Source organism: Terrabacter sp. Soil810, assembly GCF_001429645.1.
In the GTDB taxonomy this organism is placed as follows: domain Bacteria; phylum Actinomycetota; class Actinomycetes; order Actinomycetales; family Dermatophilaceae; genus Terrabacter.
Window position 1 is genome coordinate 697661 of record NZ_LMSW01000011.1, and the last position, 12017, is coordinate 709677.

Annotated in this window: 10 protein-coding genes; 6 read left to right on the forward strand and 4 right to left on the reverse strand. The window is 71.9% G+C overall.

The features are described 5' to 3' along the window. Positions 1–236 precede the first annotated feature (236 nt). The gene (gene glgP, locus ASG96_RS09140; protein ID WP_057587789.1) at positions 237–2825 is read left to right on the forward strand and encodes an alpha-glucan family phosphorylase; all 2589 of its coding nucleotides are present in this window, start codon (positions 237–239) and stop codon (positions 2823–2825) included. A 127-nt stretch (positions 2826–2952) separates the two neighbouring features. On the opposite strand, the gene glgX is transcribed toward glgP, so the two are convergent. Beyond that, positions 2953–5118, reverse strand: coding sequence for a glycogen debranching protein GlgX (gene glgX / locus ASG96_RS09145; RefSeq protein WP_056753552.1), 2166 nt, complete (start codon positions 5116–5118; stop codon positions 2953–2955). 78 nt (positions 5119–5196) lie between these two features. Between glgX and ASG96_RS09150 the strand changes: the two genes are divergently transcribed. The 3 genes from ASG96_RS09150 (at position 5197) to ASG96_RS09160 (ending at position 6918) form a co-directional block, all read left to right on the forward strand. Continuing rightward, entirely contained in the window at positions 5197–5709 is a 513-nt protein-coding gene (locus ASG96_RS09150; protein ID WP_056753554.1) for a hypothetical protein, read from the forward strand. Beyond that, entirely contained in the window at positions 5709–6488 is a 780-nt protein-coding gene (locus tag ASG96_RS09155; RefSeq protein ID WP_056753556.1) for an enoyl-CoA hydratase/isomerase family protein, read from the forward strand. Before ASG96_RS09150 ends, ASG96_RS09155 begins: the two co-directional genes overlap by 1 nt. An 82-nt stretch (positions 6489–6570) precedes the next feature. Further along, the gene (locus ASG96_RS09160; RefSeq protein WP_056753559.1) at positions 6571–6918 is read left to right on the forward strand and encodes a hypothetical protein; all 348 of its coding nucleotides are present in this window, start codon (positions 6571–6573) and stop codon (positions 6916–6918) included. 37 nt (positions 6919–6955) lie between these two features. Here the strand turns inward: ASG96_RS09160 and ASG96_RS09165 are convergent, their stop codons facing one another. Then, a complete protein-coding gene (locus ASG96_RS09165) occupies positions 6956–7750 on the reverse strand; it encodes an SDR family oxidoreductase (RefSeq protein WP_056753565.1) in 795 nt (264 codons plus the stop codon). Positions 7751–7998: 248 nt separating this feature from the next. Here ASG96_RS09165 and ASG96_RS09170 point away from each other — a divergent pair, with 248 nt between their 5' ends. Continuing rightward, a complete protein-coding gene (locus ASG96_RS09170; RefSeq protein WP_056753567.1) occupies positions 7999–8790 on the forward strand; it encodes an electron transfer flavoprotein subunit beta/FixA family protein in 792 nt (263 codons plus the stop codon). A gap of 36 nt (positions 8791–8826) precedes the next feature. Beyond that, complete coding sequence (locus ASG96_RS09175; RefSeq protein ID WP_056753570.1) at positions 8827–9801, forward strand: electron transfer flavoprotein subunit alpha/FixB family protein; 975 nt, start codon at positions 8827–8829, stop codon at positions 9799–9801. A gap of 95 nt (positions 9802–9896) precedes the next feature. Here the strand turns inward: ASG96_RS09175 and ASG96_RS09180 are convergent, their stop codons facing one another. Both ASG96_RS09180 and ASG96_RS09185 read right to left on the reverse strand, forming a co-directional pair. Further along, the gene (locus tag ASG96_RS09180) at positions 9897–10370 is read right to left on the reverse strand and encodes a hypothetical protein (protein ID WP_056753573.1); all 474 of its coding nucleotides are present in this window, start codon (positions 10368–10370) and stop codon (positions 9897–9899) included. A 68-nt stretch (positions 10371–10438) separates the two neighbouring features. Then, positions 10439–11950 (reverse strand): S8 family serine peptidase, encoded by a 1512-nt coding sequence (locus tag ASG96_RS09185; RefSeq protein WP_056753577.1) that lies wholly within the window; start codon positions 11948–11950, stop codon positions 10439–10441. Positions 11951–12017 lie beyond the last annotated feature (67 nt).

A 12017-nucleotide genomic window follows, 5' to 3' on the forward strand; every position in this document is an offset into this window, starting at 1 on the left:
GACGAACGCGGTGTCTGCGGTCGGGGTGGCATCGTCGCGTCGTGGTGCTTGGGGGGCGGCGCTGCGCACGCGGTTCGGCTTGCTGGAACGGGGCTTCTTCGCTGAGCCAGTCACGTGATCGACCGTATCGAAGTTGCAGCGTTTGGCCCATGAGGCGGTGCGCGTCCGTCCGGTGGGTGAAACCTCGCTGCAAGGGTTGCAAGAAGCCGACATGGAGACCCCTATGCTGTCCCCTTGTGAAGGCCATCCGTCGCTTCAGCGTCCGTACCGTCCTGCCGAGCCGCATCGAGGGACTCGGCGTCCTCGCGAGCAACCTGCGCTGGTCCTGGCACCCGCCGACCCGCGACCTGTTCGAGAGCATCAGCCCCCGCAAGTGGGCGCAGGCCGGTGAGGACCCCGTCAAGCTCCTGTCCCGCCTGTCCTCCGACGAGCTCGCCTCCCTGGCTGCCGACGACGACGTCGTCGGCAGCGTCGTGGCCGCCAACGAGGACCTGCACCACTACCTCTCCGACGAGCGCTGGTACCAGTCGTGGAGCCGCGAGCAGGAGGTCGCCGGCAAGGCCGCCCCCGCCGCGATCGCGTACTTCAGCCCCGAGTTCGGCATCACGTCCGTGCTGCCGCAGTACTCCGGCGGTCTCGGCATCCTCGCCGGCGACCACCTGAAGACCGCGTCGGACCTCGGCGTGCCCATCGTCGGCGTCGGGCTCTTCTACAAGACCGGCTACTTCAAGCAGTCGCTCAACCGCGACGGCTGGCAGGTCGAGACCTACCCGGTGCTCGACCCCGACGGCCTCCCGCTGTCGCTGCTGCGCGAGGAGGACGGCACGCCCGCTGTCGTCACCGTCAGCCTGCCCGCCGGTCGCCAGCTGCACGCGCACGTCTGGAAGGCGCAGGTCGGCCGCGTGCCCCTGCTGCTGCTCGACTCGGACGTGCCCGGCAACGACGAGCAGACCCGCAAGGTCACCGAGTCGCTCTACGGCGGCGGCGGCGACACCCGCCTCGAGCAGGAGCTGCTCCTCGGCATCGGCGGCGTCCGCGCGCTGCGCCTCTGGTCGCGACTGTCCGGCGACCCGACGCCGGAGGTCTACCACACCAACGAGGGCCACGCCGGCTTCCTCGGCGTCGAGCGCATCACCGAGCTCGTCCGCGACCACGGGCTGACCTTCGACGAGGCGCTCGAGGCCGTCCGGGCGGCGACCGTCTTCACGACGCACACGCCGGTGCCCGCCGGGATCGACCGCTTCGACGCCGCGAAGATCAACCTCTTCTTCGGCGGCGCCAACGCCATCCCCGGCGTGCCGGTCGAGCGGCTGCTCGCCCTCGGGGCCGAGGACTACGAGGGTGGCCAGCCGGGCATCTTCAACATGGCCGTCATGGGCCTGCGTCTCGCGCAGCGCGCCAACGGCGTGTCCCAGCTGCACGGCGTCGTGAGCCGCGAGATGTTTGACGGCCTGTGGCCGGGCTTCGACGACGTCGAGGTCCCGATCTCCAGCATCACCAACGGTGTCCACGCCCCGACGTGGGTCGACCGCGCCGTCTACGACGTCGCCCGCAAGCACCTCGGCACGGCCGACATCGCCGGCGAGAACGCTTGGGACCGCATCGACGAGGTGCCCGCCGACGCCGTGTGGTCGACCAAGCGCGAGATGCGCGAGAAGCTCGTCGCCGACGCCCGCCGTCGCGTCAAGGCCTCCTGGCAGAAGCGTGGCGCGAGCGACGCCGAGCTCGGCTGGGTGGAGGACATCCTCGACCCCGACGTGCTGACGATCGGCTTCGCCCGCCGCGTGCCGACCTACAAGCGCCTCACGCTCATGCTCCGCGACCCCGAGCGGCTCAAGCGCCTGCTGCTCCACCCGGAGCGTCCGGTGCAGCTCGTCATCGCCGGCAAGTCGCACCCCGCCGACGAGACCGGCAAGCGCCTCATCCAGGAGATGGTCCGCTTCGCCGACGACCCCGAGGTGCGCCACCGCATCGTCTTCCTGCCCAACTACGACATCGCGATGGCCCAGCACCTCTACCCGGGCTGCGACGTCTGGCTCAACAACCCGCTGCGCCCGTTCGAGGCGTGCGGTACGTCCGGCATGAAGGCCGCGCTCAACGGTGGTCTCAACCTCTCGATCCTCGACGGCTGGTGGGACGAGTGGTTCGACGGCCGCAACGGCTGGGCCATCCCGACGGCCGACGGGGTCGAGGACGCCGACCGGCGTGACGACATCGAGGCCTCGGCGCTCTACGACCTCATCGAGAACGACGTCGCCGCGAAGTTCTACGACCGCGATGCCGCCGGCCTGCCGCAGGGCTGGATCGACATGATGACCCACACCCTGAAGACGCTCGGCCCGAAGGTGCTCGCGAGCCGCATGGTGCAGGACTACACCGAGCAGCTCTACAGCCCCGCGGCCGGTGCCGGTCGCTCGGTCGCGGGCTCGGAGTTCGCCGGTGCCAAGGAGCTCGCGGCCTACAAGACGAAGATCCGCGCCGCCTGGCCGAAGGTCAAGGTCGAGCACGTCGAGCCGTCGGGCCTGTCGGACTCGCCGCAGATCGGCGACGTCCTCGACCTGCGTGCCTACGTCGCGCTCGACGGGCTGACTCCCGACGACGTCGAGGTCCAGCTCGTCCACGGCCACGTCAACGACGTCGACGAGCTGTGGGGTGTGGAGGTCGCCCCGCTCCACCTCGTCGAGTCCTACCAGGACGGTCGGCACCAGTTCGCCGGCTCGCAGCCGCTGCGCCGCACCGGTTCGTTCGGCTACAGCGTCCGCGTCGTGCCCCAGCACGCCGGCCTGGCCGGCCCGGCCGAGCTGGGTCTGGCGCGCAACGCCTGAGGCACCGACCGGACACGAGAAGAGCCCGGACCCACAGGGTCCGGGCTCTTCCGTGCGTCAGGGTCGGGCGCCGACGGGCGACCGTTGCGCGGCGCACCGGGAGGCGCGAGCGACGATGCCGCCCGGCTCAGGCGAGGTCTGCGACCGAGGGGCGTCCGTCGGTCGAGCTCCAGACGCGCATCGACGCGGCCAGCATCGTGATGGTGGTGCCCGCGGGGACGGGATCGCCCGGGGGAGCGGGTCGGTCGTCGGCGCTGTCCCAGAGCAGGTCGTATGCCGTCGCGCCGGGGGCCTTGGGCAGCGTGACCTCGGCCGGGTGGGCCGCCCCGTTGACGACGACGAGCACCGACTGCTGAGCGAGCCGCGTGCCCTCGTAGAGGGCCTGGAGCACGTGCGCGGCCGGGCCGTCCCAGCGCTCTTCCATGGGGAGCCCGTCGGCGGCGAACCAGGCGAGGTCCGTCGAACCGTCGGCGTGGACCTGCCTGCCGGAGAAGAACGCCCGCTGCCGGAGCACCGGGTGCTCGTGACGCAGCCGGACGAGGTGCCGGGTGGTCGCGAGGAGGTCCTCCTGCCAGGGCTCGAGGTCCCACGACATCCAGCTGATCTCGTTGTCCTGCGAGTAGGGGTTGTTGTTGCCGCGCTGGCTGCGCCCCACCTCGTCGCCGGCGTTGACCATCGGCACCCCCGTCGACAGCAGGAGCGTGCCGAGCAGGTTGCGGATCGTGCGGCGTCGCGCCGCCGTGATGTCGGGGTCGTCGGTGCGACCCTCGACGCCGTGGTTCCACGACCGGTTGTCGTTGGACCCGTCCGCACCGCTGTGGCCGTTGGCGCCGTTGTGCTTCGTGTCGTAGGACGTGAGGTCGGCGAGCGTGAAGCCGTCGTGGGCGGTGACGAAGTTGACCGAGGCGATGGTGCCGCGGTCATGGTGGTCGAAGAGGTCCTGGGACCCGGCCAGGCGCGTCGCCAGCTCGCGGACGCCGTGGCCGACACCGCCCGACGCGGAGGCGGCCAGGTCGCGCAGCCAGAAGGTGCGGGTCGCGTCGCGGTAGCGGTCGTTCCACTCCGAGAAGGGCGGCGGGAACTGCCCGGTGCGCCAGCCGTGGAGACCGAGGTCCCACGGCTCGGCCACGAGCTTGGCGCGGGAGAGCACGGGGTCGGTGCGCAGCGCCACGAGGAAGGGGTGGTCGCGGTCGTAGCCGTCGTCCCTGCCGCGACCGAGGGCGACGGCGAGGTCGAAACGGAAGCCGTCGACGTGGAACTCCTGCACCCAGTAGCGCAGCGAGTCGAGCACCATCCGCGAGACGACGGGGTGGGTGAGGTCGAGGGTGTTGCCGCATCCGGTGACGTCGATGTCGCGGCCGCGGCCGTCGACGCGGTAGTACGCCCGCTGGTCCAGCCCGCGCCAGGAGAGCGTCATCCCCTCGCGGGCGTTCTCGGCCGTGTGGTTGTAGACGACGTCGAGGAGCACCTCGATCCCGGCGGCGTGGAGGTCCCTGACCATCGTCTTGAACTCGTCGAGCGCGCCCTGCGGGTCCGCTGTCGACGCGTAGGCGGCGTGCGGCGAGAAGAAGCCGAGCGTGTTGTAGCCCCAGTGGTTCGTCAGCCCGCGCAGCACGAGGTCGGGCTCGTGCGTGAAGGTGTGGACCGGGAGGAGCTCGACCGCGGTGACACCCAGCCCGAGCAGGTGGTCGACGAAGGCGGGGTGGGCCAGGCCGGCATACGTTCCCCGGAGGGCCTCGGGGACGCCCGGGTGCAGCTTCGTGGCGTTCTTGACGTGGACCTCGTAGATGAGCGACTCGGTGAGCGAGCGTCGCGGGAAATCGTCAGTGCCCCAGTCGAACTCGTCCTCGACGATGACGCAGCGCGGCAGGTGCGGCGCCGAGTCGCGGTCGTCGCGGACCCACAGGTCACCGCGCAGGTCCGGGCCCACGTGGTGGGCGTAGACGGCCGGGTCGAGGTGCACCCCGCCCTCGATGGCCCGGGCGTAGGGGTCGAGGAGCAGCTTGGCCGGGTTGTGCAGGAGGGATCGGTCGGGGTCCCAGTCGCCGTCGACGCGGAAGGCGTAGCGCTGCCCGACCCCGACCCCGGGCACCGTGTCGAACCACGTCCCGTGCGCCCGGTGGCGCAGCGGCACCCGACGCTCCGTCTCGCTGCCGTCGGCGGCGGTGTCGAAGAGGCAGACCTCGACACCCCGGGCGTGGCCGGCGTAGACGGCGAACTGCGCCCCGTCGGCGGTGAGCCTGACCCCGAGCTCGGGAGGCAGGTCGGGCGTCGCGGGAGGGGGCGGGCACATGTGTCTGAGCGTAGGGGGTGGGCGATCACACGCACGGGCCGGATCGACCTCGCCGCGCAGTCTCGTTACGGTTGGCGCATGACCGATCCGACTTCGCTGCCCAACTTCATGCCGAGCGCCCCCGACGCCGGCCCCAACGGAGCCCCCGTCAGTGACGCGCCCGTGCGCGACCGCATCCTCGACGTCCTGAAGGGCCTCGGCATCGAGGCGAGCATCGACGGCGACGGCGACCTCGAGTTCGCCATCGTGGACGACCAGGGCACGAGCACCACCCTCTTCGCCCGTGTCGCGGAGGGCGACCTCGCCCTCGTCCGCTTCTTCGGCCAGTGGCAGCTGGCCGAGCCCGTCTCGTCCGACCGCAACGAGCGCCTCGCCCGCTGCAACGACCTGACGATGCAGCTCAACATCGTCAAGCTCTCGCTCGTCCAGGAGAGCCTCGTCGTGTCCGCCGAGCACGTCGTCACCCCGAACGCCGACCTCGACATCCTCGTGCCGCTGTCGGTCAACCACATCCTCCAGAGCGTCGGCTTCTTCTTCCAGTCCTGGCTGCCGATCGACGACGCGCCCGCGGGCACGCCCGGCGACGCCTGATGGGCGAGTTCGTCCGGCTCGAGGTCGAGGACGGCATCGGCACGATCCGCCTCGACCGGCCGAAGATGAACGCCCTCAACGTCCAGGTCCAGGAGGAGATCCGCGAGGCCGCCGCCGAGGCGACCGCGCGCACCGACGTCAAGGCCGTCATCGTCTACGGCGGTGAGCGGGTCTTCGCGGCCGGGGCGGACATCAAGGAGATGCAGACGATGTCGTACACCGACATGGTCGAGCGCTCCGGTCCGCTCATGAGCTCGATCAGCGCCGTGGCACGCATCCCCAAGCCGGTCATCGCCGCGATCACCGGGTACGCGCTCGGTGGTGGCTGCGAGCTCGCCCTCGCGTGCGACTTCCGCGTGGTCGCGGACGACGCGAAGCTCGGCCAGCCCGAGATCCTCCTCGGCATCATCCCCGGCGCGGGCGGCACGCAGCGCCTCTCGCGGCTCGTCGGCGCCTCGCGCGCCAAGGAGATCATCTTCAGCGGCCGCTTCGTCGACGCCGAGGAGGCGCTCGCCATCGGCCTCGCCGACAAGGTCGTGCCCGCCGTCGACGTCTACACCGCGTCCCGCGCGTGGGCGTCCACCTTCGTCGGAGCGGCGTCGTATGCCGTCCGCGCTGCCAAGGAGGCCATCGACCGGGGTCTCGAGGTCGACCTCGAGACGGGCCTGGAGATCGAGCGGCTGCTCTTCGCGTCGCTCTTCGCGACGAAGGACCGCGAGATCGGGATGTCCTCGTTCGTCGAGCACGGTCCCGGCAAGGCGCAGTTCGAGGGTCGATGACCCGCACCCGTCCGCCGATCGAGGCGGGCTCGCCGGGCCGGTGCCGGTGGGTCCGCCTCGAGCGCATCCGGGGGAGCCGACCGTGACCGCGCCGGTGGGACGCGGCCCCCTCGACGTCCTCGTCGTCTACGTCCCCGTGGGCGACACCGACGCCCTGCTGCGGGCCCTCTTCGACGCCGGGGCGGGGGCGGTCGGTGACTACCGCGACTGCGCCTTCGTCACCCGCGGCACCGGCCAGTTCCGGCCCCTCGAGGGCGCGAACCCGACCATCGGCGCCGTCGGCGAGCTCGAGAAGGTCTCCGAGAACCGCGTCGAGGTCACGCTGGAGCGGGCCCGCCGCGCCGACGTCGTGGCGGCGCTCCGGGCCGCCCACCCCTACGAGGAGCCGGCCTTCCACGTCGTCGAGGCCGCCGACACCGACCCCGCCTGACCTGTCGGCGCGGGAGTGCGCCACGGCGCGGTCGTGGTCAGGAGGTCCTGAAGCCGCCGTTGCTGAGGAGGAGCTGGCCGTTGATCCACCCGCCCTGCTCCGACAGCAGGAAGCGCACGAGGTCCGCCGTGTCCCGTGGCGTGCCGAGCCGCCCGGCCGGGGTGTCGGCCACCCCGAGCGCCCGGATCCGCTCGTCCATCCAGCCCGTGTCGATGGGCCCGGGGTTGACGACGTTGGCCCGCACCCCGCGGTCGGCCAGCTCGATCGCCGCCGCGATGACGATGCGGTCGAGCGCGCCCTTGCTCGAGCCGTAGGGCAGGTTGTGCGCCGTGTGGTCGCTCGTTAGGGCCACGACGTGCGCGGCCGGCGGCCCACCCGGCGGCTGCTCCGGCAGCCGTTCGGCGAACGCGCGGACGAGCAGCCAGGTGGCGCGGGCGTTGACGGCGTAGTGCCGCTCCCAGCTCTCGAGCGAGGTCGTGAGGATCCCGCTGTCGACCGACTCGCAGTGCGACATGACGAGCCCGGTCAGGGGGCCGAGCCGATCGGTCGACGCCGCGACGAGGGCCTCCGGGACGGCCGGGTCCGCGAGGTCACCGGGCAGCAGCTCGACCCGACGACCCAGCGCCCGGCACTCCTCGGCGACGGCGGCGGGGTCGTCGGTGCCTCGCTCGTAGCCGAGTCTCTCGTCGTACGGCTGCCAGTGGCCGAGGGCGAGGTCCCACCCGTCGGCGGCCAGCCCGAGCGCGAGCTCGGACCCGATCGAGCGCCGCCTCCCGACGCCGGTGACGAGGGCGACGCGCGGGGCCGGACGGTCAGCGGTGGTGTGCGACATGCGCCCCATCCTCTGCACGGGATGTGCCCGTCGACAAACCGTTTTGGCGACGGCGTCCGGCGGCGACCCGTGGCTGCGGTCGCCCCTGCGAGATGGCGGACGGCATACGTCGACGGTCTGGTGGTGAGCGTCACGCCACGGGCGTGCGGACTGAGCGGGCGCTCAGTGAGAGGATGGACGGCAGTGCCGGAGCGACCTCCGGCAGTTCCATGAGCACCACCACCAGCAACGGAAGAGGACGTTCACCCATGAACATCGTCGTCTGTGTCAAGCACGTGCCGGACGCCCAGGCCGAGCGCACGTTCAACGCATCTGACAACACGACCGACCGCGAGAACGTCGACGGTCTGCTGTCGGAGCTCGACGAGTACGCCGTCGAGGAGGCCCTCAAGATCGTCGAGGCCGGCGAGGGTGAGGTCACCGTCCTGACGGTCGGCCCCGACGCCGCTGCCGACGCCATCAAGAAGGCCCTGCAGATGGGCGCCGACAAGGGTGTGCACGTCAACGACGACGCCATCCACGGCTCCGACGCCATCGCGACCTCGCTCGTCCTCGCCGAGGCCATCAAGAAGATCGGCGCTGACACGGCTGTCGACCTCGTCGTCACCGGCATGGCCTCGACCGACGGCAGCATGGGGGTCGTCCCCGCGATGCTCGCCGAGCGCCTCGGCCTGCCGGCCGTGACGTTCGCGTCCGAGCTCACCGTCGAGGGCACCACGGCGACGATCCGCCGCGACGGCGACGCCTCGACCCAGACGATCACCGCCACGCTGCCGGCCCTCGTCTCGGTCACCGACCAGATCAACGAGCCGCGCTACCCCTCGTTCAAGGGGATCATGGCCGCGAAGAAGAAGCCCGTCGAGCAGTGGACCCTCGCCGACCTCGGCGTGGACGCCGCGCAGGTCGGCCTCGACGCCGCCTGGACGAAGGTCGAGTCCTTCGCCGCCCGCCCGCCGCGCTCCCAGGGCGAGATCGTCGCCGACGAGGGCGACGGCGGCAGCAAGCTCGCCGCGTTCCTCACCGAGCGCAAGTTCGTCTGACCTGCCCCTTCCCAGCCAGCAAAGGAGATCCGCACCATGGCTGAAGTACTCGTGCTCGTCGACCACGTCGAGGGCAAGGTCCGCAAGACCACGTCCGAGCTGCTGACGATCGCCCGCCGCCTCGGTGAGCCGTCCGCCGTCTTCGTCGGCTCCGGCTTCGACGCCGCCAAGGAGACCCTCGCCCGCTTCGGCGCCGAGAAGGTCTACCGCGTCGAGTCGCCCGAGGTGCTCGAGCACCTCGTCGTCCCGCAGGCCGAGCTGCTCGCGCAGCTCGTCGCCTCGACGTCCCCGGCCGCGGTCCTCGTGCCGTCCTCGCCGGAGGGCAAGGAGATCGCCGCGCGTCTCGCCGTCAAGACCGAGTCGGGCCTGATCACCGACGCCGTCGACGTCCAGGCCACTGGTGACGGCAGCGGCGGCGTCGCGACGACGCAGTCGGTCTTCGCCGGCTCCTACACCGTGTCGGCCACGGTCACGAAGGGCACGCCCATCGTCGCCGTCAAGCCCAACTCGGCCGCCCCCGAGGAGGTCGCGGGTGCGGCCAGTCAGATGAGCGACGAGGTCGTCGACTTCACGCCGTCCGAGGCGGCCAAGGGCGCGAAGATCACGGAGTCCAAGCCGAAGCAGGCCACCGGCCGCCCCGAGCTGACCGAGGCCGCGATCGTGGTCTCCGGTGGCCGCGGCACCGGCGGCGACTTCTCCAAGGTCGAGGACTTCGCCGACTCGCTCGGCGCCGCCGTCGGTGCCTCGCGCGCCGCGGTCGACGCCGGCTGGTACCCCCACACCTCACAGGTCGGCCAGACCGGCAAGCAGGTGAGCCCGCAGCTCTACGTCGCGTGCGGCATCTCCGGTGCCATCCAGCACCGCGCCGGCATGCAGACGTCCAAGACGATCGTGGCCGTCAACAAGGACAACGAGGCCCCGATCTTCGAGCTCGTCGACTTCGGTGTCGTGGGAGACCTCTTCACCGTCCTCCCGCAGGCCACCGAGGCCATCACGGCCGCCAAGGACTGAGCCCCCGCGCCGGGCCGTGACCCCGCGTGACAGCGGCCCCCGACCCGTCGTGGTCGGGGGCCGCTGTCGTGCCCGCAGCGTCACGTGGTGCGGACTCAGGCGGCCTCGGAGTCGAGGTCGAGGCGCGCCGACAGCCGGGTCCAGCTCTCGAGCCGCTGCCGGTTGAAGGCGTAGGCCGAACGCCCCGTCCCGAGGGTCCACCACGCCCCGCGCAGCGCCTCCGACGGCAGGCGCACGGGGCGCCCCTGGCCCCGACGCCACTCGAGGCGTCCGCTCGACGACACGCGCCGCACGTCGCGCCGGTCGATCGTCGTCGTCATGAGGGTGTTGTGCACGCGCAGGCTCTTGGTCCCGAGGTCGATGCGGGCCGACCACGCCCGCCAGCCGAGGGCGAGCGCGAGGGCCAGGCACACGGCATACGTGACCGTCGCGGGCAGCGACGGGACGAGCCGCACGAGCAGCCGGGCCACGAAGTAGCCGATGACGGGGCAGGCCAGGGCAGCGACGGCCCGGTGCACAGCGGGCGCGCGCAGCCGGCTCCCACCGGTGCCCTCGTGCCTGCCACCCATGGGGCCGATCATAGGCAGACCGGCCCCGTGCGTGGGGTGGACGGGGTGGTGCGAGGTGACGAGCTGCTTCAGGGACGGATGGCCGTGGCCGCCGCGACGACGTCGACGAGGCCGTGCCCCTTGTCGAACGAGGTCGTGCCGTTGCCGGCCGGGTCGCTGGCGTAGGCGGCCCCGTCGGCGTACTTCCAGGCCGTGGCCTTGAGGGCGGCCTCGACCTGGGCCGGCGTCGCGCTCGGGTTGGCCTGGAAGAGCTGGGCGACGATGCCCGAGATGTGCGGCGTGGCCATCGAGGTGCCGCTGATGGTGTTGTAGTCGCCGTTGTTGCGCGGGTCGCCGCCGGTCGTGCAGATCGGCAGGTAGATGCGGCACGACGACGTGATGCCCTCACCCGGGGCCGAGATGTCGGGGTAGGTGGCGAACTGCCCGGCCCGGCCCCGCGAGCTGAAGTCGCTGACCGTGCCGCTGCGCGTGCCGGTGTCCTGGTCGTTGTACGACGCGACGGAGATGATGCCGCCCGTGGGGTCCTGGCCCGGAGGGTTGGACAGGTCGGCGGAGCCGTCGCCGCCATCGTTGCCGTTGGCCCAGACCGACACGACGCCTTCGCTGACGAGGGCCCGCTGCAGCTTGACCGTCGCCGAGCTGGCATCGAACTCGCCGCCGCCCGTGGGCCCATAGGAGTTGCTCGTGACCTTGATCGGCGGGCAGGTGCTGGCGGGGACACCGGCGCCGCAGGGCGCGGCGTGGTGCTCGAGGACCCAGTTGAGCGCGGAGTCGGCGCCGACGATGAGCAGCACGGCACCGGTGCTCAGGCTGACGATGCTGGCGCCCGGGGCCGCCCCGTGCATCCTCGTGCCGTCGGCCAGCGTGACGTCGCGCCCGGCGACGATGCCGGAGACGTGCATCCCATGGCCGCCCGCGGCGAGCAGGTCGGTGTCGAGGCTGCCGGCGTCGACGGGCCGGCAGGGGATCAGCTCGAGGGGGTCGCACACCATCTTGAGGTTCTTCACGACGGCCGACGTGCCGTCGGCGTTCTGCAGGAACGGGTGGGTCGGGTCGACGCCCGAGTCGATGACCGCCACGCTGACGCCGGAGCCGTCGAGGGCCGTGCCGTTCGCCCCCGTCAGGGTCGCCCGTGCCTCGGAGCCACGCGTGGCCGTGTTGGACGTCGAGAGGAACATGTCGATGGGCTGGTTGCCCTCGACGTAGGTGACGCCGGGGACTGACCGCACGGCGTCGATCTGGACCGGCAGGCCGGCTGCGACGACCACGCCGATCTTGTCGTAGGTGTCGCGGACCGCGAGGCCGGACGCGGTGGCTGCCCGGCGTGCGGTCGACACGTCAGCGGCATGGACCAGCACGGTCGTGGGGCTGACGGTGGACAGGGTCGACCAGTGCTTCGCGAGCCAGGTCGACAGCGGGGCCTTGGACTCGGTCGAGCCGAACAGGCCGCTCACGGCCCCGGTGGGGCCCGCTCCCGGCGCGGCCGAGGCGGACGCGGCCACGGCGGCGGACGTCAGGGCCGTGGCGGCTGCCACGGTCACGGCCCCGAGACGGAGGCGGCGGGAGGTGGTCGTTCGCATGAGATCCCTCTCTGCTGGGCCACCCCGCGACGGTGGGGGGCGGCGACGTGCCTGACCAACGAGGGGT